22 protein-coding genes and 1 pseudogene are annotated in these 25,296 nt (G+C 40.0%); 20 read left to right on the top strand and 3 right to left on the bottom strand.

Annotated features, from left to right (window positions below; translation table 11 throughout):
- Positions 1-121: 121 nt before the first annotated feature.
- The 3 genes from AC25Y6_RS18685 to AC25Y6_RS18675 form a co-directional block, all read right to left on the bottom strand.
- Positions 122-601: an SRPBCC family protein gene (locus AC25Y6_RS18685; protein WP_488144072.1), complete on the bottom strand. Its 480-nt coding sequence runs from the start codon at positions 599-601 to the stop codon at positions 122-124.
- A 155-nt stretch (positions 602-756) separates the two neighbouring features.
- Positions 757-1,065 carry an AzlD domain-containing protein gene (locus AC25Y6_RS18680; RefSeq protein WP_482100181.1) on the bottom strand — a complete coding sequence of 103 codons (309 nt, stop codon included), beginning with the start codon at positions 1,063-1,065 and terminating at the stop codon, positions 757-759.
- Entirely contained in the window at positions 1,065-1,790 is a 726-nt protein-coding gene (locus tag AC25Y6_RS18675; protein ID WP_488144071.1) for an AzlC family ABC transporter permease, read from the bottom strand. Before AC25Y6_RS18675 ends, AC25Y6_RS18680 begins: the two co-directional genes overlap by 1 nt.
- A gap of 137 nt (positions 1,791-1,927) precedes the next feature.
- On the opposite strand from AC25Y6_RS18675, the gene AC25Y6_RS18670 reads away from it, so the two are divergent.
- From AC25Y6_RS18670 to AC25Y6_RS18575, 20 genes and pseudogenes are all read left to right on the top strand, one after another.
- Positions 1,928-2,575, top strand: coding sequence for a TVP38/TMEM64 family protein (locus AC25Y6_RS18670; protein WP_488144070.1), 648 nt, complete (start codon positions 1,928-1,930; stop codon positions 2,573-2,575).
- Positions 2,576-3,170: 595 nt separating this feature from the next.
- Positions 3,171-5,006 carry a XylR N-terminal domain-containing protein gene (locus tag AC25Y6_RS18665; protein ID WP_488144069.1) on the top strand — a complete coding sequence of 612 codons (1,836 nt, stop codon included), beginning with the start codon at positions 3,171-3,173 and terminating at the stop codon, positions 5,004-5,006.
- A 35-nt stretch (positions 5,007-5,041) separates the two neighbouring features.
- On the top strand, positions 5,042-5,689 hold the full coding sequence (locus AC25Y6_RS18660) for a GntR family transcriptional regulator (protein WP_488144068.1): 648 nt from the start codon (positions 5,042-5,044) through the stop codon (positions 5,687-5,689).
- Positions 5,690-5,961: 272 nt separating this feature from the next.
- Complete coding sequence (locus tag AC25Y6_RS18655; RefSeq protein WP_482103770.1) at positions 5,962-7,158, top strand: MFS transporter; 1,197 nt, start codon at positions 5,962-5,964, stop codon at positions 7,156-7,158.
- Between the two features lie 147 nt (positions 7,159-7,305).
- A complete protein-coding gene (locus AC25Y6_RS18650) occupies positions 7,306-8,274 on the top strand; it encodes a fumarylacetoacetate hydrolase family protein (protein WP_488144067.1) in 969 nt (322 codons plus the stop codon).
- Positions 8,275-8,404: 130 nt separating this feature from the next.
- On the top strand, positions 8,405-9,265 hold the full coding sequence (locus AC25Y6_RS18645) for an alpha/beta fold hydrolase (RefSeq protein ID WP_488144066.1): 861 nt from the start codon (positions 8,405-8,407) through the stop codon (positions 9,263-9,265).
- A gap of 67 nt (positions 9,266-9,332) precedes the next feature.
- A complete protein-coding gene (locus AC25Y6_RS18640) occupies positions 9,333-10,526 on the top strand; it encodes an acyl-CoA dehydrogenase family protein (protein ID WP_488144065.1) in 1,194 nt (397 codons plus the stop codon).
- 60 nt (positions 10,527-10,586) lie between these two features.
- Positions 10,587-11,540 (top strand): VOC family protein, encoded by a 954-nt coding sequence (locus AC25Y6_RS18635; protein WP_488144064.1) that lies wholly within the window; start codon positions 10,587-10,589, stop codon positions 11,538-11,540.
- Between the two features lie 27 nt (positions 11,541-11,567).
- Entirely contained in the window at positions 11,568-12,047 is a 480-nt protein-coding gene (locus AC25Y6_RS18630) for a flavin reductase family protein (RefSeq protein ID WP_488144063.1), read from the top strand.
- Positions 12,048-12,060: 13 nt separating this feature from the next.
- Positions 12,061-12,846 carry a 2-keto-4-pentenoate hydratase gene (locus tag AC25Y6_RS18625; protein ID WP_488144062.1) on the top strand — a complete coding sequence of 262 codons (786 nt, stop codon included), beginning with the start codon at positions 12,061-12,063 and terminating at the stop codon, positions 12,844-12,846.
- A 3-nt stretch (positions 12,847-12,849) separates the two neighbouring features.
- Positions 12,850-13,728, top strand: a complete 879-nt coding sequence (locus tag AC25Y6_RS18620; protein ID WP_488144061.1) for an acetaldehyde dehydrogenase (acetylating) — start codon at positions 12,850-12,852, stop codon at positions 13,726-13,728.
- A gap of 12 nt (positions 13,729-13,740) precedes the next feature.
- On the top strand, positions 13,741-14,748 hold the full coding sequence (gene dmpG / locus AC25Y6_RS18615; protein WP_488144060.1) for a 4-hydroxy-2-oxovalerate aldolase: 1,008 nt from the start codon (positions 13,741-13,743) through the stop codon (positions 14,746-14,748).
- A gap of 715 nt (positions 14,749-15,463) precedes the next feature.
- On the top strand, positions 15,464-16,774 hold the full coding sequence (locus tag AC25Y6_RS18610; protein WP_488144059.1) for an MFS transporter: 1,311 nt from the start codon (positions 15,464-15,466) through the stop codon (positions 16,772-16,774).
- Between the two features lie 267 nt (positions 16,775-17,041).
- Positions 17,042-17,167, top strand: a pseudogene (locus AC25Y6_RS18605) (SUMF1/EgtB/PvdO family nonheme iron enzyme); the annotation flags it as partial.
- A gap of 92 nt (positions 17,168-17,259) precedes the next feature.
- Positions 17,260-18,216, top strand: coding sequence for an SMP-30/gluconolactonase/LRE family protein (locus tag AC25Y6_RS18600; RefSeq protein ID WP_488144058.1), 957 nt, complete (start codon positions 17,260-17,262; stop codon positions 18,214-18,216).
- Positions 18,217-18,915: 699 nt separating this feature from the next.
- Entirely contained in the window at positions 18,916-20,238 is a 1,323-nt protein-coding gene (locus tag AC25Y6_RS18595) for an MFS transporter (protein WP_482100197.1), read from the top strand.
- 251 nt (positions 20,239-20,489) lie between these two features.
- Positions 20,490-21,329, top strand: a complete 840-nt coding sequence (locus AC25Y6_RS18590) for an alpha/beta fold hydrolase (protein ID WP_488144057.1) — start codon at positions 20,490-20,492, stop codon at positions 21,327-21,329.
- A gap of 28 nt (positions 21,330-21,357) precedes the next feature.
- Positions 21,358-22,311, top strand: coding sequence for a VOC family protein (locus tag AC25Y6_RS18585; protein ID WP_482100199.1), 954 nt, complete (start codon positions 21,358-21,360; stop codon positions 22,309-22,311).
- 50 nt (positions 22,312-22,361) lie between these two features.
- Complete coding sequence (gene tcuA, locus AC25Y6_RS18580; RefSeq protein WP_488144056.1) at positions 22,362-23,861, top strand: FAD-dependent tricarballylate dehydrogenase TcuA; 1,500 nt, start codon at positions 22,362-22,364, stop codon at positions 23,859-23,861.
- A 38-nt stretch (positions 23,862-23,899) separates the two neighbouring features.
- Positions 23,900-25,096: an acyl-CoA dehydrogenase family protein gene (locus AC25Y6_RS18575; protein ID WP_488144055.1), complete on the top strand. Its 1,197-nt coding sequence runs from the start codon at positions 23,900-23,902 to the stop codon at positions 25,094-25,096.
- The last annotated feature ends 200 nt before the right edge of the window (positions 25,097-25,296 follow it).

Raw genomic sequence — 25,296 nt, 5'->3', positions numbered from 1 at the left:
TTTCTTTCAAGACCCCGAACATCCTTCAAACAGGAATGCTGCCCCTTTAGTTCAATAAGAAAAAAGCTTTACTCCTTCTTGAAGTAAAGCTCCCTATAATGGAATAAACTTTTATATTCTTTTAACGTACCATATTAAATGCTTCACTATAGATTTTACGCAGTTTAGTTGCGTTATCATGCCACTTAATTGGTTTACCATTGACGATTTGTGACAATACATCCAGACATCTATGCCATCCTGCCGCAGTATTAACTGCCCATGAATCATCGTTAAAAGTATGGGGAAAGATCATTCGACAGCCTTTATCCTCATCTTGCACTGAAATGTTTATCAGATCCTCAACTTCACGGAAACCAAATAAATATGGCTTGTCTAACTCTGTAATGATACCATCATATGTCGTTCCTTCACCGTCATCGAAGGCAATCTTGCCACCCAGTTTGAGATCCATCTCCCCTGTTGCGAAAGGGTACCATTGGGAGAAGTAACTAGGATTCGTAATAACAAGGAAAGTATCTTCTGGATTATGAGGAAAAAACCGTTCAAATCTTAAAGCATAACGACCATTTGACTCATGTAGTGTACCATATTCATTCATCATTTCATCCTCCTTCTTTTATCCTTGAAGTCTTGGGATTCATCACTAATTTTAACTATTTTTTTGTAGGGCAGGCGTCATTCTACCATTTTAAATAAATCAACCTTATCCTTAACATAGCCTAAAAAAAAAGACCGCACCCACGCGGTCAATCATTACATAAACAAACTATAGACCGCGAGCACAGCAATCGTCCCTAAAACAACCGACATGAGACCACCGCCTAGGATAGCGATTAAAAATGCCGCTCCCGCTCCAAGTACACCAAATAGGATATTTCCTTCCTGAACGAACAGGATCGCCGGAAAAATTAAGGCACCCAGAACGGCGTATGGAATGTTGCGTAAGACGCCTTGAACGACTGGCGGTAATTCTTTGCCGTCTAAAACAGTCAACGGAATCATACGTGGTAAATATGTAACGAGCGCCATGCCAAGGAGCATCCACCAATAAGTGGGTCCCATTAGAATTCCTCCTCCCGTACATACATTTTTTCAGCAGTTTTACCGCGCCGCGCATAGATTATTTCAATAAGAATCGATGACCCCAGCGTGGCGACTAGGATTGACCAACCAGTCGACAATGCGCCTGTAAAGTACAATGCACAATGAATGGCAGCCGCAACTGCAGCGAGCATAACAACTTTACGGTTTCCTTTCATCGAAGGGACAAGCAGTCCGATGAACATGGCGTAGAGTGCAATTGACATTGCCTCTTGCAAAAAGATTGGTAGATTGGCGCCGATAATGTGGCCAATTGTAGTGAAGATGACCCAGCTGCCGTAAGCGATGAGCGCAACCCCAAATGCAAAAGCTGTCGAGATTTTCCCTTTCGTTCCAGTCGCGAGCACTGTAAACGATTCGTCTGTAATGCCAAAAGCATAAATCGATTTGATCCATTTCTTAGCAGGTTGCATCTTTTCATTGAGCGAAGCCGTCATAAGAAAGTGTCGAATGTTGACGATGAATGTATTTATGACGATCAATATAGGATCGACACCTGACGTAATGAGGCTAAGCGATATGTATTGAGCAGCGCCTGCGTAAACAAACATACTCATTGCCGTCGCTTCAACAATGGACAGGCCTGCTGTTTTTGCAAGCAACCCGAATGTGAGCGCGACGGGGAAATATCCGATGGCAATGCTTGTACCTGCTTTTAGTCCGGCAGAGAACTGGTTATCCTTCATATGCGATTCACGTCTTCCCAAAGTATATTTAAGCGATTATACTATACTTTAGGGTTTAAATGGACACTATTAAAGGAAAACTATAAATAACGGACATTAGATGACACGAAAACTGAATTGAAGCGAGGTTGTCTCAGATGAATGAATGGCTGGATCCGGACAAAATTATGGAATTAGCACAGCACTATAAATCACTTGGACCACTTCTCGGTTTGCTTTTGCCATTTCTCGAGTCGTTTTTGCCGTTCCTTCCACTATTCGCATTTGTAATGGCAAATGCTGGAGCGTACGGTCTCTGGTATGGATTCCTGCTTTCGTGGGCTGGGACTGTGGTAGGCTCATATGCTGTTTTTCTTCTCGTCCGAAAATATGGACGCAACCGGTTTTTAAAGTTTCTAACAAAAAATGCACGTATTCAAAAATTAATCAAATGGGTTGAGCGAAATGGATTCGGACCTTTATTTCTTTTCCTCTGTTTCCCGTTTACACCATCCGCACTGGTCAATCTTGTAGCTGGAATGTCGGATATGAAGAAAAAGAATTATTTGGTCACATTGATGGCCGGGAAATTCGTCATGATTTTCATGATTAGCTATATTGGCTATGACATTAAAGCATTATTTACAAATCCAATCCGAACAGCGATTGTCGTAGTCGTTATTATTTTGCTATGGCTCGTCGGCAAATATTTCGAGCGCAGGCTGAATGCAAAAGTGGAAGCTGAGTTCCGCTCAACTTCATCCGCGGCCAAGAAGAAACAAACGCATTCGAACCAATATAAGTAGGTTACTGCCATACAATGGTATTAGAAGAGCACGTCTGTAAATTAACCATTTACTTGCATAAAAAGTTGGAGAGTAGGGCTTGAAAACCGCCATTTTCACAGGACTATTTCCGGCCCGCTTTCGTCGAATTAATTACGTCACTATTACCGAGGGACAAGTGTGGCTAGCAGTGACTCCGTCACTTCTAGTCACACTTTTTTCGGTTATCTTGTTGTGATTAATCGCCTGTCGCATTCCTACTAATCAAGACATCTCGATAATGGTATAGAAGTTGTTCAATCCAAAGCGATCCAATAGCGACTATACACGTAGTGCCCAATATGTAATCAATTTACTTACTGGTTATAACTAGGTGCTTGACTCAGACTTACAATCTGAGCCAGGCACCTTTTTTTACTAACAAAATAGTTAAGAAGTAATACTCCTTATAAACTGATTATTCTAAAATAATTAATACTTAGACCTTTACTCATGCTATACTACTAAGTAAAATTATAACAAATCAATAAATCATGATTTTCACGCACTTTTAAGAAGATATCCATCTATATCGCACGATAAGTGACATTCTAAAATTATAGTAGGGGTGATTAGAGTGAACGTATTCGAAAAGGAGACGGAATATTTTGAGAGTAGAAAAGTGTTAATGACATCAGCCAGCTTTGGATTGTTAAGAAAAGAGTTGATTGAAAATCTTGGTGTTCAGCGTGCAAAGGGATTTTTATTGCGTTACGGATGGCATTTGGGGGAAACGAATGCAAATGAAGCCATGGAAGATACGAAAGACTTTGAGGAACTGATCAAACAAGCGTCGGTATTACATTTAAACACAGGACAAGTTAGTAATGTAACATCGGATCGAAAGATTGAAATGACGGACTCCAATAAACTTAAATATATGTACGCAACAGGGAAATGGATTGATTCTGTCGAGGCACATGAACATTTAAAAAACCTTGGAATCTCAGATACCCCTGTATGCCATATGTTATCTGGTTTTGCAAGCGGTTACATGTCGAAAATCTGTGAACGGAAAATGTTTGTTAGAGAAACTCATTGCAAAGCGATGGGTGACAAAGAGTGTCGCTATGAAATGCGCATTGAAGAAGAGTGGGACGCTTCGATGGATGAAGAAATCTCTTCTTATAATGAGCCAAACATTATTGATGAACTAAAAGTTTCATATGAACAATTGCTTGAGCAAAGAAATTACATTGAGAAGCTAGCGAAATTCCATAGTGTTCTTACACAAATGGTATCAGATGGAAATGATATTTTTGACATCACGAATAGGGTTTTTGAAGTACTTGGGATTCCGATTTCAATTGTGGATTTAACGTTTCACAATAAGACATACGTTGGTTTAACAGAGGAACAGTATGAAGAAGTCACTGATGATTTGAAAAAAAGTTTTCTTAAGTTGAAAAATAGAAATAAAGAACTGCCATTGTTTAAAAAGACAACCGTTATTCAGGGAGCCATTCATGAAAGACTCATTACTCCGATTATCGTGCAGAAAAAGATTATCGGTTATTGTACATTTATTTATTTGAAACATGAAAATTCATATGTTGAAAGTGATTCAATGTTCCTTGAACGAGCAGCTAATGTAGCAGGATTATATTTTCTGAATGAGAAAACCAGTTTTGAAGCACTGGAAAAAATGAAAGGCTATTTTCTAGAGCAACTATTACTGAAGCAATATAATTCGAAATCGAATGTAATTTCCCAGGGTTACTATATTGGTATTAATTTGGAGCAGCCATTTTATATCTCAACGATTTCATGTCAGATTAAGCCAGATGGATTGCTATCGGTTATAGAGCAAAGAGCGGTGCTAACGTCCATCATTAAATTTTTAGATATTCAAGATTACAAAGTGCTCATATGCCAATTCGAGGAAAATATCGTCTTGTTGCTCCCTAAAACAGAAAACTATGTAGAGAATATAGAAAGAATAGTGCAGCACTTGAAGAAATCATTTCAAGCCTACCAATTTAAAATTGGAGTGAGTAATAGCACAGATAATATCGATAAAATTCAAGACAGCTTAGAGGAATCACAAATTTCACTTCGCATGAAGTCGCAAGATGAAATTTGCCACTATAAAAATGTTGGGATTATGGGGACATTAATCAATTCGAAAAATATTAACGAAATCAGGAAAATAGGACAGCAAGAATTGAAGGCTATTTTTGAACTAAAGGAAACGAGACAAGTTGAAATACTAAAAACGATGCATGTTTTTTTAAGCAATGGTGGAAATCTACAACGGTCAATGGCTGACTTGTCATTGTCAATGAGTGGCTTAATGTATCGAATCACTAAGATTGAGGAACTGATTCAAAAAGATTTAAGAGATCCAGTCGAAGGTTTTCAGCTATTGCTTATTTTGGATGGACTAAATGCAATAGGTGATATTGATCTGTGAGAATGGGTTAGCAAATTTACAAGGGGATGGTTAATTTGAAAAAAGAAGAAGCCTATAGATATATAAAGAAATTAATAGTAGAGGGACGGTTTTCAGAGAAACAGGCAATCGATATACATCTATTGGCAAAGGAATTAGAAATGAGTAGAACGCCAATTCATAAAGCATTAACGCAACTTGAATTAGAAGGATATATAACAATTACGCCTCAAGTTGGTGTGTTTGTTAAGAGGCCAAGTCATCAAGATGTTCACGAAAGACTCCTCGTGTGTGCGACGTTAGATATTTTAATGACAGGACAAGCTACGGTAAATATCAATGATCAGCAGTTAGCAAATCTATTAAAGACTGTTGAGAAAATGGATAACAGTCATTTAACGGCGAGTGATTATGAGGAATTGAATACAAGTTTTCACACTCAAATTTATAAAGCATCAAACCTTGAATATGCTTTTAAGATGAATAGTGTGAACTGGGACTACTTGAATTACGTTCGCATGTCAGACGAAGTATTTATGGGGAAATTAAGGCAACAATCACAAATTGAGCATTGGATAATTTACTATGCATTGAAAGACCGAGATGTCCTGCTTGCTAGAAATGTGATGGAGAAGCACTTGTATCGCATTGTCAATTCTGTGAGTGAAAAGTACAAACTATTTGTTGGTGAATCTATCAAGTGAAAAACAGTCGACAATCTTTTCCGTGAATTTTATATAGTAAATGCTTGTAATTTAGTAATGAATATACGGAGTTCTCTAAAGTTGTTGAGAAAATAGAAAATTGGGATTATTATTTACTTATCGAATGTAAGGGTTTTCATTTATAGGTTGTTCCTTGCTTGCGAAATCCTCAATCTGAAAGATGTGGTGATTCCAAAGCCAATTAGATAATTTTGGTTCTCTGTAGATGCATTATCCGGAAGCTTTTACTAAAAAACAAAGGGGATAGATTGATGAAGAGAAGGGTCAGTGGAAACTTCCTCAAATTTTTAATTGTAATTATTGCTTTCCAAGATGTCGCCGCTGGTGTTGCGGGATCGATCATGGCGGATATTATCGCAGCATTTCCAGATTATAATCCAACGATTGTTATGCTCGTTGCAACATTCCCGGGCTTAATGCAAATCATACCTGCTTTGTTTTATGGAAAACTTTCCAGAACATTTAAGAAGAGATCACTCTTATTTACGGGTCTAATTTTATTCATGATTGGTGGGGTAATGCCATTTTTCCTAGATAGCTTGCCGTTAATCATTGCATTCCGCGGTCTGCTAGGGCTAGGCGTTGGAATTACGATACCGTTATCAGTTGATATCATTTCAGATTTCTTCGATAATCGGGAACGTGATTTCTTGATTGGTTTCGGAACTTCAACGATTGCATGTATCGGAGCGATTTTCTTCCAATTAGGTGGCGGAATTCTTGCTGATACGTATGGTTGGCAATACGGGTTCCTTACGTATTTGTTCCCAATATGGATTTTAGCTTTAACGTTCCTGTTTTTACCTGAGCCGGCAAAACGGCCTGGACATGAACCAGGTGTGAAGAAAGCAAAAGTTAAAGTTCCGAAAGTCATTTATGGAGTGACATTAGGTCAAGTATTCTATTCGGCTTTGATTTTTGGATATGTCACAAATATTTCTGTAGTGATTCAAAATGAACAGTTAGGAAATGCGACAGAAGCAGGTATGGCGATTTCTGTCTTTACATTCGGAACTTTACTAGCAGGCTTTGTGTTTGGAAAAGTTAAGCATATGCTGCCAATTTCCTATTTACCAGTAGCCGTGTTAATGACTGGATTAGGTATGATGATCTGTTACTTCTCGCATAGTTTACCGATGATCTTTGTCGGAAGTATTATAGCTGGAGCAGGTATGGGAATTGGATTACCAGGGGTGTTTGCACGCGTTACTGAAGCTACACCGCCAAATTCTGGTACATCATATGTTGGACTAGTCGTAGTAGGGCAAGGACTTGGTGGGATTATGGGTCCATTCGCTTTCAGTGTGATTATGAACATTTTCAATCAGGACATCGGAAGATTCCCATTATTAATCAGTACAGTAGGGTTGCTCTTACTCGCACTAATTTGGTATTTAGCTGTTAAACTGCCGAAGCCTAATGAAGAAGTACTGGTTTCTATAGAATAAATGATTTTATGCACTTTATAGATTGAAGCGATTACAAGATAAAGTATCCATTGTTACAGGGGAACGGGGAGAAAAGGGACGAGCCATCGTTAGCATAATTTCGCGACACGATGGCCAAGCCCACTTCATGTGAAAGGATGAAAATACTTGGGGACTACAATTGTACGATTTCAAAAGGACGAACGAATTCAATGGGGCGTAGTCAATGATAATGCAGTTATTGCATTGGACAATGATTCAGATACGTTAGCGGATTTTTTAAAATTGGGTATTCAGGAAGCAAAAAATAAACTAGAAGTGAACAATGGAAAAATGATTCTATTCGATGAAATTGACTTGTTAAGTCCTGTAACAAAACCGGCAAACATCATTTGCCAGGGTGTGAACTATTCGCAGCATCGAAAAGAGTCGGGCATGTCTTCTGGAAGGCCAGCCTTTAATATGATTTTCAGTAAGTTGGACAGTTCACTTTGTGGACCGTTTGAAACAATCATTCAGCCAGATCATGTTCAGCTACTCGATTACGAAATTGAGTTAGGTTTGGTGATTGGGAAAGAGATTACGAGTGAAATGCAAGTGACAGAAGATAATCTACATGAATATATAGCAGGTTTAGTCATTGGAAATGACGTGTCGGCAAGGGATGTTCAGCTAACTCAGGTTCAATGGTTAAAAGGAAAAAGCTATCGTACATTTTGTCCAGTGGGCCCTTACTTCTACGTAATGGATGAAGATGAATACGGTTACTTATACGATTTAGAGCTGGAATTAAAGGTCAATGGCGAGGTTCGTCAATCTGCAAATACAGACCAACTATTATTTAAGCCAACTGAGACTTTAACAGAGCTTTCACAACTCATGGAATTGAAGCCGGGAGATTTATTGTTAACGGGGACACCTGGTGGAGTAGCGATGCAGTTAACAAGTGATGAAATGAACTGTATGACTAGCTTAGTTGCAAGTTATGAGGAAAAGCAGCAGGTGATTAATCGTCAGTTAGTTCTAGCCAATTATTTAAAAGAAGGCGATTTAATCGAAGCTAGCATATACAGTCGCAATCGGGAATTTGATTTAGGTACGCAACGAAACGTTGTGAGAAAAATGCAGTACGTGTAAAGGGCATTTATTTTTATCCTAACTGAAATGTTAGCATTTCAGACGAATGTAATTAACTGAGTAAGTATGGTCATACAGCAAATAAACAGTATTATATTGCTCAAATCATAATAAGGGAGTGTTGAAAATTATGTCAATTACTACACGTAGAGTTCAAACAGGTAACTACGAAACATCTATCCATGAAGGCGGTACAAAAAACGCGGAAACAATTATTTTCCTTCATGGTAGCGGTCCAGGGGCTAGTGCAAGCGCGAACTGGAAGGATGTTTTACCACATTATGTGGACAGGTTCCATGTTGTTGCACCGGATGTTTTAGGATTTGGGGATACGGACCATCCAGAACAGTATCCTGAAAATGGTGTGGAATGGATGAATCGTCGCATTGAGCAGGTACTAGATCTAATGGACACTTTAAAACTAGAGAAGGTACATCTTGTTGGAAACTCATTAGGTGGCGTTATCGCACTTCATATGAATATGCATTCACCAGAGCGCATCGACAAAATTACATTAATGGGGGCTGGCGGAGGTTTAACTGAACCGACTCCTGAGCTTGCGAAATTAGCAAACTTCCATAAGGATCCATCGCCAAAGGCATTTAAAAACTTATTGAGCTGGTTCCTATATGACTTGGATGGCATGGAAGAAAAATTAGATGCGATTGTGGTAGAACGCTATGAGTTGTTTACACGCCCAGATATTCGCAAATCATATGAAGAAAACTTCACAAAATCAAGTTTATCTGACATGCTCGTACCGCCTTCTGCATTGAAACGCATGACAAATGAGTTCTTAATGATCCATGGTCATCAGGATCGATTTGTACCCTTACAAAGTAGCTTGTATATGTTGGATTATGTAGAAAATGCAGAGCTTCATATTTTCAAGCGTTGTGGACATTGGGCTCAAGTGGAACAAAAAGATCAGTTCATCAAACTAACAAAAGACTTTTTTGAAAGAAATGCTGTACCTAGCCTCGTGAACTAAGCTAGCTGGAGCGCATCGTGTTACTGGTTCCTGCATTACAGACCATCATTACAAGGGAGGAATAAAAATGACACAAGCTGTACTAGATACGAAGGCAATGCTAAGGGAACGCGCAAAAGGACTAATACCAATGCTAAGGGAACGTAGCTTGGAAATAGATAAAACGAGTAATCTACCTAAAGAAATAATCGATGTGATAAAAAGTGAAGGTTTAATAAAGGTCCTTCGCCCTGAAATGTTTGGTGGATATCAAACGGATATGCGCACATATACCGAAGTTGTAACTGAAATTTCACGTGGCAATGGATCGGCTGGTTGGTTTGTCTCTTTAAGTAATATTCGTGATTATATGATTTCGTATGCATTTGGTAGAGAAGCATTGGAAGAAATCTTTGGTCATGGCGGAGATGTTGTGCTGGCGGGGAATTTCAAACCTATTAAATGTGACATTAAGAAAGTGGAAGGCGGCTATTTAATAGAAGAAGCGCAGTGGCCATTCGTATCGGGAAGTCCACATGCAGACTGGTGCTATTTCGGTTTTCCAATAGACGACGGAAATGGCGGCATGGAAATGGCGATTATGGTAGTGCCACGCAACGAGCTTGAAATCTTAGACGATTGGCATGTAGTCGGACTGAAAGGCTCCGGTAGTAACAGTGTGATTGCAAAGAATGTCTTTGTACCTGATCACCGGGTGTCACTGGACCGCCTTGCGACCAAAGGGCATTATATCATCGACGAACTAAAAGATGAACCGCTATATCAAACACCTTTCGTACCGTCCTTGACACTTTCCATCGTAGGACCTGCCCTTGGTCTAGCACAGGCTGCAATGGATGTGCATATGGAACGTGTGAAAAAGGCAGGGATCGGTAATACGTTTTATAACAAAATGAGTGAAGCACCGATTACACATATGCAAGTTGCACAGGCGCAATTGAAAATCGATTCTGCAGAAATGCATCTATATCGTGCAGTTGACATGTTGGACGAATACTCGAAAAAAGGGCAAAAGCTTACGATGGAAGAGTCCATTAAAATGAAGGCAGACTTTGGATATGTTAACCAACTGTGTAAAGAAGCAATCGATTTAATGGCAGATGGGGCGGGTTCTGTTTTCGCCTATGAGAACAATCTATTCCAGCTCATATACCGTGACTTCTTAACGATGCATTTACACGGTTTCATTACGCCATCAAGTTTAATAGAAACCTATGGACGAGTGATTTGTGGAATGGAACCGAATACCTATTTTGTGTAATGAAAAAAAGTGAAAAATGAAGCGTTATAAAAAATATTCGAAAACTTGGGAGGAATTAGAATGTACGCACCAGAAATCGCAAAATTAGGTCATTTCGCTTTAATTACAACAGATTTAGAGAAGTCACTTTGGTTTTTCAAAGAAATTATAGGGCTTGAAGAAACAGAAACCGTTGATGGCGTCGTGTATTTACGTGCGTGGGGAGATTTTGAACACCATACGATGTCACTTCAAGCTGGAGATGAAGCTCGACTCGATCATATCGCATGGCGGACTAAGCGTCCCGAAGATGTAGAAGGGTTTGCAACATTACTTGAAGAATCAGGAACACCAGTTACATGGATCGAAGCAGGTACGGAAGCGGGTCAAGGCCGTGCAATCCGTTTTAAATTGCCGAGCGAGCATACATTAGAAATCTATTATGACATGGAGAAGACTTTGGCAGAGCCATCTAAACGTTCAGTGTTGAAAAATCAGACATATAAATCATGGGCACGTGGTGTTTCACCTCGACGAATCGATCATGTCAATTTACTGTCATCGCTTAAAGCAGATGTCATTGCGGATTTCTTACAGGAGAAATTAGGATTCAAAATGCGTGAATGTATAGAAGCACCTGATAAAAGCTTGGTCGGAGCATGGTTAAGCGTGACGCCGTTGGTTCATGACATTGCTGTTAGTTATGACCCGCAATCTCCAACGCCAAATCAAATTCACCATGTTTCGTATTGGTTAGATAACTCGTCAGATTTACTTCGTGCGGCAGATATTTTAACAGAGCATGGTATTGAATTCAAAGGTCCAGGTAAACATGGTATTTCACAGGCTATGTACATTTATGCAATTGACCCGGGAAGCGGACTTCGTGTAGAAATCTTCACGAATGGTTACTTGATTTTCGAACCGGACTGGGAACCAATCGTATGGACATTAGACGAAATGGACGTTGGATTCACATATTGGGGAGATCAGATGGATGCCAATGCTGAAAATAACCCGACAATTAAAGCTTAATACGGTAAATTAAAAGGAGGAATACCAATGGATGATCGACTATTTAGAAATGCAATGGGGAAATTCGCTACGGGTGTAACGGTAATAACAACAGAACTTCAAGGCGAAAACTTTGGAATGACAGCGAATGCTTTTATGTCTGTCTCGATGGATCCGAAGCTTGTGGTAATTTCAATCGGCCATAAAGCGCGCTTACTCGAAAGAATTAAAGAAAGTCAAAAGTTTGCAGTGAATATTTTGGCGGATCATCAACAAGACTTCTCCAAGCTATTTGCCGGACAAATTAAAGACGGCGTCGAAGTGGTATTTGATCAGTTAGCAGGTGTACCTGTATTGCCGGGTGCACTCGCACAAGTTAGCTGTACGGTTGTTTCCGAATATGTAGAAGGCGACCACACATTATTCATAGGTAAAGTGAATGATATTAAGCTAGAAGAGGGAGAGCCACTCATTTTCTTTAATGGAAAATATCGTAATTTAGTTGAAGATGCGCTAGTTAATTCGTAAAGGAGATGTAAGTATGGTGATTCAAAAAGCAGCTGAAGCATTGTTACAAGCAGAAACGGATAGAAAGCCGATTGCACCATTTACATCTTCAAAAGATTCGATTTCCGTTCAGGAAGCTTATCAAATTCAACTCTATCAAATTAACAAAAAGGTAGAAAATGGTGCGAAGATTAAAGGGAAGAAGATCGGATTGACGAGTAAAGTCATGCAAGACATGTTTAATGTCACAACACCAGATTATGGGCATCTACTGGATAATATGATTTATGAGGACGGAAGTACAGTCTCAATCGATCAATTCATACAACCAAAAGTGGAGTTTGAAATTGCTTTCGTTTTAAAAGAAGGGTTACAAGGCCCGAATGTTACAGCTGCGGATGTCATTGCTGCGACGGATTATATAGTGCCTGCAATTGAAATTATTGATAGCCGCATTGAAGATTGGAAGTTTAAATTTGAAGATACGGTTGCGGATAATGGCTCTTCCGCAGGTGCTGTTATTGGTAAAAAGCAGACTTCTGTTGAAGGCATTGATTTAGCTTCAGTCGAGATGAAAGCTTATAAAAACGGTTCATATTTAGACGGGGCAAAGGGAGAAGCGGTCATGGGAAATCCAGCAACTGCAGTTGCATGGCTTGCGAATGAAGTTGCTGAGTATGGCATCTCTTTACTTGCTGGAGAAGTGATTTTAGCGGGAGCATTGACAAAAGCCGTACCTTTTGAAGCTGGAGATCATTTTAAGGTGGATTTTGAAGGGCTAGGATCGGTGTCGATTTCATTTTCAGAGGGTGGAGAATAGAAAATGACAAGACTTAAAGTGGGCATTATAGGTTCGGGAAATATCGGAACGGATTTAATGTATAAAATTGAACGATGTGATGCCCTTGAAATGAGCGTAATGGTTGGAATTGATCCGAGCTCGGAAGGGTTAAAAAGAGCAAGTGACCGTGGTTATGAAGTGATTGACAATGGTATTGACGGCTTATTGGAAAAGTTGGAGCTCGTCGATATTGTGTTTGACGCGACTACTGCCAAAGCACATGAATGGCATAGTGCGAAGTTAATTGCAGCAGGAAAAAAGGTAATCGATTTAACGCCAGCTGCCATTGGACCTTTTACAGTACCGGTCGTGAATTTAAGTGAGCATCATAACGAACCGAATCTAAATATGGTCACATGCGGTGGGCAAGCGACAATTCCGATTGTCCATGCCATTAATCGTGTGAGTCAAGTCGAATATGCTGAAATTATCGCAACAGTATCTAGTAAAAGTGCTGGTCCTGGTACTCGTGCAAATATTGATGAGTTTACACGCACAACTGCAAAAGCAATCGAGCAAGTTGGGGGAGCCAAAAAAGGGAAGGCGATTATCATTTTAAATCCAGCCGAGCCGCCGGTGATTATGCGTGATACTGTACTTGTACTTGTTGAAGAAGAAGGTAAGGAACAAGAAATTAAACAGTCAATTGAGCAAATCGTAAAAGAGGTACAGGAATATGTGCCTGGCTATCGTTTAAGAGGCATACCACAATTTGACGGTAAAAAAGTTTCTGTATTTCTAGAAGTTGAAGGTGCTGGTGATTTCTTCCCTCCTTACTCTGGGAATTTGGACATTATGACGGCAGCCGCAGCGAAGGTTGCAAATGAATATGCAAAGAAAATGGTAGCAGCAAATGTGTAGGGAGGAATGAAAATGACGAATCGCTCAATTGAAATTTTAGATGTTACTCTACGAGACGGAAGTCATGCGATGCAACATTCCTTTACAGAGGAACAAGTACGTGCAACGGCTCGCGGTCTGGATCAGGCCGGTGTTCGCTATTTTGAAGTGACACATGGCGATGGCTTGGGAGGATCATCTTTACAATATGGATTTTCAAAGGTAAGTGAATTAAAGCTAATTGAAGCGGCGGCAGATGAGTGTAAAACGGCAGAAGTTTCCGTGTTGTTAATTCCCGGAATCGGCATTAAAGAGGATTTGCAGGATGCCGTTAAAGTAGGGGCAAAAATGGTTCGTGTTGCGACGCATGTAACAGAAGCAGACGTTGCTGCGCAGCATATCGGATTAGGTCGTGAACTTGGCTTGAAAACAGTGGGCTTTTTAATGATGGCCCATATGGCACCCATTGAGAAATTAGTGGAGCAAGCAAAGTTATTTGAAAGCTACGGTGCGGAAATTGTGTATGTGACGGATTCGGCTGGTTACATGCTACCAAACGAGGTTAAGGAACGGATAGAAGCTTTAAAGGATGCTTTATCGTGTGAAATCGGTTTCCATGGCCATAATAATTTATCGATGGCAATGGCCAATACGTTGGCGGCTGTTGAAGCTGGAGCGACTTATATTGACGGAAGTTTGCGTGCGTTGGGTGCTGGAAGTGGCAATACGCAGACCGAGGTAATGGTTGCGGTCCTAGAGCGCTTAGGCTACCAAACAGGCATTGATCTATACAAAACAATGGATGTGGCAAATGATGTAGTCGCGAAATATATGCAGCGCCCACAAGAAGTAACAGGTTCAGGTTTAATAATGGGGTATTCGGGCGTCTATTCTAGCTTTTTACTACACACACAGGCTGCAGCCCAAAAGTTCGGTATTGATGAGCGAGATATTTTGGTTGAGCTAGGACGGATGAAAGCGGTTGGAGGGCAAGAAGATCTCATTTATGATGTCGCGCAAAGCTTTGCCGCTAGCAAATAAGGGTAACTGTCATTTGGACTCCTCGGTATTTTACTGTAGGAGTCTTGTGGTATAAGGAAAGTTATCTGGGCGCAAATCGAAAGAAAAGAAAGTTTTAATCAACTGATTTCACAGTATTTTTCTAGGGAAATCTAGAGAACAGAGTATTGCCAAGATTATCGAACTAAATAAAACACCTACGGGAACTATACTTTATGTAAAGTATAGTTCCCGTAGGTGTTTTTGCTTTCGCAATAATATGTACACTAAACATATTAATGCCGAGTTCTCATTGATTTTGTCAATAAAATTTATACGGAAAGTTGTTTTTTTTCAGGTAATCTTTGCTCTAGTATGAGTATCTAAAATCTTCTAAGATACAGGTATGCAGAGGATGGGGTGGTTTTGGAGATTTATCCAATATTAGGGGGTTAGAGAAAGTAATCAGTTCTTATATTTTATTTTGTAGACATGAAAGCGGATACAGACAGATGGCATTATAGTTACGAATGTTCGAGTTATTAATAGGATATTGTTATTTTATTAAATTGATAACGGTGAGGAGGTAATTCGTAAGAAACCTCAAAAAATAAAAGAATATACTTATGGGGTTTTTAGATTGGAAACTTTCAAAATGTGTAGTGATGACGGAGGCAGTTAGTTAAAGTATTTAATTTAAGATGGATGAAATTGTATTAGAAGAGCTTTTATTATGGAGAGCTAGGGAGGTTATGTTATGACAACAATTCATATTCCAGAAGAAATAGAAAAAATGGATAAAGCAAAGTATAAGGTTTTTTTCGGAGCTTATATCGGATGGATTTTTGACTATTATGAAGTGTTCTTACTAAGCTTTCTTGTGATTCCAATGGCAGCAGCCTTATCACTTTCAACTCTACAAATTGCTTCAGTATTTTCGGTGCAATTAGGTTTTTTAGCTGTAGGCGGAGTTGTATTTGGTTATCTCAGCGATAAAATAGGAAGAAAGAAAATTTTAATTGCTACATTGATAATTTTTTGTATTGCTACTCTTATGCGTGGCTTTACATTTAACTATGAATGGTTAATCTTTTGGACAGCTATTGCAGGATTTGGTTTAGGAGGGGAGTACGGAGCCGCTCAAGCTTTGGTAAGTGAAACCGTACCATCAAAACAAAGAGGCTTTTGGAGCAGTATGTTATATGGTGGAGCATATATAGGGATATTTCTTGGAGCCACAATGGGAGGATTCATTTTACCTTTAATAGGATGGCGGTGGACTTTCATCATATCAGCTCTCCCAATTCTGTTTGCCTTATATCTTCGGAGAGATGTGGAGGAATCGAAAGTATGGAAACAGGAAATACAAGAAAAGGTTAATAGAGAAAAAGTGAAATTCACAAAGAAGTATGGATTAAAAAGATTTTGGAAGCCATTCTCTATTGCTTTAATTGCAGCAGTTTTACAGTATTTTTCTTATTACGGTATTACAAATTTCTTACCAACTTATTTAGTACAATACGAAGGGTTTGAAATGGGAGCCGCTGGATGGTGGCTATTTTTTACAGCTTTTGCGGGTCTAGTGGGTTCATTTATAGCTGGATATACAGCGGATAAATGGGGAAGAAGAATCACTCTCAGTTATTTAGGCGTAGTAGCAGCGTTGGGAGGAATCGCTTTATACTTCACATGGTCAAGTTTAATCAATTCTTTTTGGATTTTAGTACCAATCTTCTTCTTGTATTTCGGATCTAACGGAGCATCAGTATTCGGATCATTGTTTAGTGAAATGTTCCCAACTGATCTACGAGCTACAGGTATTTCTTGGGCGTTACAAATAGGGCGTGGACTGTCCGCGATACCCCCTTTAATTACTGCAGCGGTATTTCCTATCTACGGATATAAACCTATTATTTTAGGAGGAGCCTTACTTTTCCTAATGTTAGCATTTTGGGCATGGGTATTCCCAGAAACTAAAAATATGAAATTAGATGAGTTTAAGGAAACTGCTGATGATCCTGAATTAGATGATTTAAAATCACAAAATGTTGCACAAGAAGTGACCTGATTTATTAATGCTAATTATTTCTTTACTACCCCTGTTACATTCTATTTCAATTACAGCCTATCATCTTTTGCTTCTCACTCATAAACGTACAGTAAGGGTACAACAAAACAATATCAAAAACGCAGCTACAGTCTCAAGTGACATGATGACAACCCGGGGTATGGGGCTTGTGTGGGTATTTAATTCTGATTATTCAGGGAAGTGTATTCATCAACGCGGGGGACGAATAATTCAAAAGGTTCGAAAAACGGTACGTTATGTATAATGCGCGGAGGATCGTATTTATGCCATGATTCATATTGTAATCGTTACAGGGTATCTGCTCGTACTTCGAATACACCAGATAGTTCCACCGGGAATATCGGTTTCAGATGTGTTATGGAAGTAAAGTAATTATTTGCGAGTATACCTTACTACTAAAAATTCACAAGACTCAAGTGATAAAAAGCTTGTACTATTGGTTATTAAAACTGGGAGGTTTATTAATGAAAACTAAAATCGTAGCAGTATTATTTTTTCTCATATTGGTAGCAGGGTTAGTCGTAGCGGCAGTGTCTAATACAATCCCACAGCCGCCTCAGGAAAGGCATACCATATCGGAAATTGTAGAGCCCGAAAGCGAATGGGAAAAGGTTGTTACGGGTCACGGATTCATGGAAGGCATTAATTTTGATCGGAACGGTGATATGTGGATGGTCAGTCCGCCTACCGGGGAAATTATGAAGGCTGAAGGGGATAAAGTTACTGTAATTGGTAAACCGTATAGCATTCCTGTCGGGGCAAAGTTCCACAAGGATGGACGCCTGATTGTCACTGATAATGCTGGAGAACTCTATGCATTCAATACTAAGACATCAGAGCGGACGAGCATTGCCGATTCGTTTGAAGGCGCTCCTTTAAAAGGGCTTAATGATCTAGTCTTCGATAAATTGGGTGGGCTTTATTTTACTGAACCAGGCGATTCGAGTGCAACGAACCCTACTGGACGCGTCTTCTACTTACCGCCGGGCAAGGATTCAGAACTGCAGCTTTTTCAGAGCAATCTTGCCTATCCGAATGGTATTGCCGTTTCAGCTGACGGACAACGTGTCTATATTTCCGATTTTACCAAAAATCGGATTATCGCTGCTCCATCTGCGAGTGCAAAAGACGCACGTGAAGTACCGTTTGTTTTTGGTCAGTTTGAAGGCGGTATAGGACCGGATGGCTTAGCCGTAGATACTGAGGGCAACCTGTATGTAGCGCATTTCCAAGCAGGTGAAATTGTCGTTCTAGATGCGAGTGGTTTCAAATATGGTGTAATCCGTCTACCTGAAGATACAGGAACATTCACTACTAACCTCGTATTCCATGAAGGATATCTGTATGTGACGGAGTCATCTAAGAATGAGGTTTGGCGAATCGAAGTCAAAAAAAGTGGTTTAGAGCCTTATGGGAAATAGAAATTCTATTTATGATCTCAGTCCATACATCTCAAAATCACATTTATAGCGCTTATGAAAATTCTAGCGCAAGCGGTCTACAATCCGAATCACAACTCTATCAATATTGAGCGTCGCAGTAGATTCAATGGGATTATAGGTAAGTGAATCGATCTTCCAATATACCAAAATAATATGACCTTGGAAAATGACCATAAAACACATTAGTGTTTTATGGTCATTTTATTTAATTAAGAAAATCGTATGGGATTTCAGGATTTAAGACACTTTTGCGAAAAAAACTAAGAAAAAGTTACGGAGTTTACGATGGGAAACTAACAATTAACACTCTAGAACTAGAGTAGCTAACCTCGTAAAGTATCAGTATAGTTTGAATTTCTCGAAAAGTGTGCCTGTAGGTGCGTTGAGGATTTATAGAAAAAGGTGAAGGAGGCGGAGGTATTTCAAGTTTTCCATTCCAATCCATGTAGTGGTCCTTAATCAGATGTAAAGAGAGATTTGAAAGCGGATACACAATTGCATGCTTCCCGCCCATTGAATGTAACTCGGATCTACTTCTCCATGAAAAGTGTAGAGGGAAAGGTGAAAACTCCATGTGAATCTGATGTTTTTTTAAAAAAACTTTGCTGGCCTATGGTGATATGTATGAAAAGGCTTATGCGCACAATCCGATATAAAATTTGAAGAGGAGGGAAAGAAATGGATCAAACACACTCAATTACCGCCATTGAAAAAAGCACGATTAAGAAAACGATGAGAAGGATTTTACCGTTTATTTTACTTTTATATGCGGTTGCTTTTTTGGATAGGATCAATCTTGGTTTTGCTGCCTTGGAGATGAATGCAGATTTAGCTTTAACGGCTGAAGTATTCGGTTTGTTATCAGGTTTGTTCTTTATCGGTTATTTCCTGTTTGAAGTTCCAAGTAATTTGATGTTAAAAAAGTTTGGTGCAAAACTATGGATTTCTCGGATTATGGTTACCTGGGGGATTATCGTCGTATTAACTGGATTTGCACAATCTGCTACACATTTATATATATTACGCTTTTTACTTGGCGTGGCTGAAGCAGGTTTTACACCGGGTATCATTCTCTACCTAACGTATTGGTTCAGAGCACGTGAAAGAGGGAAAGCAACCGCTGTCTTTTTTGTTGCATTGCCACTCAGTGCATTGATAGGTGCGCCGCTGTCAACTTGGATCATCGATACGATTTCATGGAGTGGTTTAGCCGGTTGGAGATGGATGTTCATTTTAGAAGGGATACCAGCTGTTCTATTAGGATTTGTCGTTCTGTTTTACATGACAAATAAACCTGCAGATGCAAAGTGGTTAACAATCGAAGAGAAAACATGGCTTGAAGGCGAATTAGAAAAAGAAAGAAAACTGAGTTCCATGGTTAATAAATCTTCACACCTTGCCATGTTGAAAGATTCGAAGGTTTGGAAGTTATCTCTTGTTAATATGGCGGGCTTCGTCGCTGTCAACGGCTTGGCTTACTGGATGCCAACGATTCTTAAATCTTTATCTTCATCTTCAACGACGAACATGCAAATTGGCTGGTTGGCCATGATTCCTTCACTCATCGCCATTCCGGCAATTCTGTTTGTAGGATGGAATGCAGACCGAACAAATTCCTATAAAAAGCACCTTTATGGATGTATCTCAATTGCCATGCTTGGGCTCATTGGTTGTGCGCTAGTACCGACTGCACCATTAATGGTCTTAATGTTATCAATTACTTCTGCAGGATTGTATGGAATATCCGGTTCTTTCTATGCGTATTTAACATTCTTCTTTACGCAATCCACAGCACCTGCAGGCATCGCTTTAGTAAGCTCACTTTCCGCAATTGGTGGTTTCATAGGACCGATGTTGCTGGGTGTTGTTGAGTTAAGAGAAGGCATGTTCGTGATTGCTGGCTTCATGCTTGTCAGTCTGATCACACTTTTTACATTGAAATTAGAGAAGAATCGTCAGAGCGAACAAATAATAGAGCAACCGATTGAAGTTTCAAATTGAATTTAAATGCCATTTTAAAAGATTAAACAAACTGAAATGTGCGGAGTAACACGACTAGTTTATGGATGACTGCAATAAACTATCGGAAAATTACAGGTATTCAAATAGTTTTTACTCTGGGAATTGAATGCTACCTATTCTAAACTTTAAGTAGTAGCCAGGTTTTAAGTTTTGTGAAATAAGTCGTTTTTATACAAATGTATGTAAGGGCTTTCATGAAAAGCGAATTTATAGAAGGAGGAATATTATCAATGACAAACAATACACAAAAAGTAGTTAATACTAAAAACTTTAAAACATATTTAAATCGGTCAGGTGAGGGGAATTCTGAAGTGATTCTGTTTCTACACGGATCCGGACCAGGTGTTACCGCTTTTGCGAATTGGCGATATGCCCTAAAAGCTTGTGGTGAAACGTACGATTGCCTTGCTCCGGATTTGCTTGGTTTTGGGGATAGCGGCCACCCTGAAACACTTCCGAAAAGTAGACAAGGATGGATGGATTTATGGGTCAACCAACTCATTGAACTGTTGGACGAACTAGGTATTCAAAAGGCTCATGTTGTCGGGAATTCATTGGGATGTTCCATTGCCTTGGAATTATTGCTGGAATATCCGGAACGATTTGAAAAAGTTGTCTTAATGGGTCCTGGAGGAACGCCAAATACAAAACTAAGTCCAGAGCTGGCACGTGCCAAAGGATTTTACGATAATCCGTCTCCTAAGAAATTACGTCAAATTATGAGTTGGTTTGTATACGATGCGGAAGAAATGGCATCAGAAATTGATGCTTTAACGGATGTTCGTTTTGAAACAGCCATGCGACCTGAAGTCCAACGTTCGAATGATTCCATTTTTGCGACAGCTGCTGTACCCGTACCTACAACAGCGCTTAATCGGATACAGAATCCTATATTACTCGTTCATGGTCGTGATGACAGAGTTTGTTCTGTTGAGTCTAGCTATTACTTACTGTCTCATTTGCCGAATGCACAACTGCATGTCTATGCAAAATGTGGGCATTGGACACAAATTGAAAAACATGAAAGCTTCAACAATTTGATACAGCAATATTTTTCTAACAGCATTTAATATCATTATTACTAAGGGGGAAAAGGAAATGTTACTACCAGAAATCGCTAAGTTAGGTCATGTCGCACTTGTTACTCCAGATCTTGAAAAGTCACTGTGGTTTTTCCGGGACGTCATTGGCCTAGAAGTGACCGAAGAACAAAATGGCACAGTTTATTTACGGGCATGGGGAGAGTTTGAGCACCATTCCCTTTCGCTAACAGCCGGAGATAGAGGGTACGTGGACCATATTGGATGGAGAACGAAACGTCCTGAAGACGTGGAAGGATTTGCACAGTTGTTGGAAAAAGCGGGAACACCGGTCAAGTGGATCGAAGCAGGAGAAGAGACAGGGCAAGGGCGAGCGATTCGTTTTCAACTGCCAAGCGAGCATACATTTGAAATTTATTATGATGTAGAAAAACCAAAAGCTGATGAAAAAAGACGTTCTGTATTGAAAAATCAAACCTATAAAGCATGGAATCGCGGAGTATCACCAAGACGATTTGACCATGTGAATATCGCTACTTCAATGGATGTGGGAGAAGTACTTGATTACTTAGGTAGTCAATTAGGATTTAAGCTGCGTGAATACGTCAAACACAATCAAGAAAAAGTAGTTGCAGGATGGATGAGTGTAACGCCACTTGTACATGATATTGCCGTTACTACGAGGCCACATGCAAAAACACCGAACCAACTTCATCATATCTCTTATTGGCTTGATAATGCCCAAGATATCTTGCGGGCAGCGGATATTTTATCAGAGCAAGGCATCAAGTTCATCGGTCCAGGTAAGCATGGAATTAGTCAGGCCATGTATATCTATGTGATTGATCCGGGCAGCGGTTGCCGCGTTGAATTGTTTAGCGGGTCCTATCTAATTTTCGAACCGGATTGGGAGCCTGTCGAGTGGACGGAAGAGGATCATGCGACTGGTAATACTTACTGGGGCGATTCTGTGATGGACAAGGAACTAAATAAAGAAACAATTGAAGCTTGAGGATATTCGTTCATTGGTGAAGCTAATTTCTGAAAGTGAGGCAAATCGATGTGAGTGAAAGGATAATTTATGAAACAGATGTAGTGGTCGTGGGGGCAGGTAATGCCGCCATGAGTGCTGCGCTAGCGGCTCGGGAAAATGGTGCAAATGTCATTGTACTCGAGAAAGCGCCTGAAGCTGAAAAAGGGGGAAATACCACTTTCACCCATGGTTCCGTTCGCTTTGCATATAACAGTGTGGAAGATCTGAAAGAAATTATGCCTGATTTGACACAGGAAGACTTTGAGAATACGGATTTCGGTACCTATTCGGAGACAGACTTTTTTGAAGATATGTGCCGACTAACGGATTATCGAACAGACCAAGAGTTGGCTTCGATTCTTACAGATGAAAGCTTTGCTACGATGAAATGGTTGCAATCACATAAAGTCAGATTTGTTCCGATTTATGGACGTCAAGCCTTTAAAGTTGATGGGAAATTCAAGTTTTGGGGCGGGATGATTGCTGAAACGGCTGGTGGTGGACCAGGACTGGTAGAGACTTTACATGAAGAGGCAAAAAGGTTAGACATCCAAGTTTTATTCGAAGCGATGGCGACTGAACTCATTCATGATGACGATGGTGTACACGGCGTACTTGTTAACTACAAAGGTAAAACAATAGAAGTTCGTGCGAAATCTGTAATTTTGGCGTCTGGTGGTTTCCACGCAAATCCAGAAATGCGCACGCAGTACCTAGGACCGAAATGGGATCTTGCTCATGCAAGGGGAAGTCGTTTTAACACCGGCGAAGGCATTCGGATGGCTTTAAACATAGGTGCGCTTTCGCATGGTAATTGGTCAGGTGCTCATTCTGTAGGCGGAGATCGCTACTTGCCGGATTTCTCGGAAGGATTTCAAAAGTTAAGTTATCCTTTTGGCATCATAGTAAACGCGGAAGGGAAACGTTTCCTAGATGAGGGCGCTGACTTCCGCAACTACACATATGCAAAGTATGGCCGGACCATTCTTGAACAAACAGGCCAATTTGCATGGCAAGTTTTTGATCAAAAGGTTGCGCATCTACTGCGGGAAGAATACAAAGGCAGGCAAGTTACAAAAGTAAAAGCCAATACAATAGAAGAATTGGCTGAAAAACTTGATGGTGTGAATAGTGAAGCATTTTTAAATGAAATCAAGCAATACAATGCAGCGATTAGAAAAGACATTTCCTTTAACCCTACTATAAAGGATGGACGTAGTACGGAAGGATTGGCCGTTCCAAAATCCAATTGGGCTAATACTTTGGATGAAGGTCCATTTGAAGCATATGCGGTCACATGCGGGATTACTTTTACATTCGGTGGATTGAAAATCAGTACGAAAACAGAAGTCCAAAATGTATTGTCACAATCCATACCAGGACTGTATGCAGCAGGGGAACTGGTAGGAGGGCTATTCTACTTTAACTATCCTGGAGGAGCCGGTTTAATGGCAGGCTCAGTTTTCGGCAAGATTGCGGGCGAAAATGCAGCGCTGTTTAGTAAACAGCGGACTTTGGTCAAATCATAGAAAGTTGTACCTATTAAGAGATTAAAGGAGATGTTTACATGAGTAAGGTCGCACAGAAGGAACGTTTACTAGTAGATGAAGCCAGCTCTTTTATTCCAAGATTACGAGAGAGAGCCAAAGAAACTGAAGAAATTCGTCGTATCCCAGAAGCGACGATGAATGAATTAAAAGAAGCAGGTCTTTTCAAATTACTACGCCCCGAAAGATACGGCGGCTATGAAACAAATATGAAAACCTACGCAGATATTATTGTTGAAATTTCCCGTGGCTGTGGTTCGACCGGTTGGATAGTGGCATTATGCGCGATTCGCGAACTGATGGTAGCGGAATCATTTTCCGAAAAAACACATCAAGAGATTTTCGGCAGCAACGCAGATGATGTACTTTTTGCAGGTGTTTACGAACCTAGGAAGTGCATTGCACACAAAGTAGAAGGCGGATATCTTGTTGAAGAAGGATTCTGGATGTTTTGCTCGGGGTCACTTCATGCAACATGGGGATATTTCGGCATGCCAATCTTGGATGAACAGGGCGCAATTGTAGATCAAATATTGATGACATTGCCATTCAGTGAAATGGAAATCATGGATGACTGGCATACGATGGGATTGAAAGGGACAGGCAGCAATAGTGTTAAAATGAATAACGTTTTTATCCCAGATCATCGATGTACATCGTTTGTTAAAGCGTTGGACGGAGATTTTGAATCTACACATCTTCGTAATAGCCCTTTATACAATACAGCACTCTTTCCCGCTTTGATTTTGTCGCTTGGATTGCCTGGCCTCGGACTGGTGAAGCAAGCACTTGAATTTTTCCAAGAAGTATTGCCCAATCGGAAAGCTGCTCATATCGGTGTCGAAAATCTTCGTGATGCGGCTAGCACGCATGCACTGATTGCGGACGCTTCACTGAAAATTGATAGCGCTTCTATGCACTATTATCGTGTAGCGGAAGACTTGGATACATGGGCAGCAAGCGGAAAGTATATGGATCGCCCGGCTAGAGTAAGAGCTTTGGCAGACATCGGCTATGCCAATCAGATGTGTAAAGAAGCACTGGATCTCTTGCTACTTGGCAGTGGGTCAGGCTATGTATATGAAGGTCATCCATTGCAAAGGATTTTCCGTGATTTCATGACGCTATATTCACACAGGTCACTATCTCCATCAATCACGAAAGAAAATTACGGTCGTGTGCTTTCGGGATTAGAATCCAATGCAATCAGATATTAAACGTAACGATTTACTGCAATAGCTTTTTTGAAAAATAAACTCCAAACAATTTAGTATTGTTTGGAGTTTTTTAAATATAAAGACTAACAAATGAATACGGGAGATCACTGGAAAAGCCCTTAATGATGAGTGTGATTTAGAGTTCCTGCTAATATCGCTTCGACGCTTTGTGGATGCCTCCCGCGATAAGCCGGAAAGAA

The organism is Sporosarcina sp. Y1004, assembly GCF_057669665.1.
The sequence above is the reverse complement of the archived record's forward strand: the minus strand, read 5'-3'. Positions and strand labels throughout refer to the sequence as shown.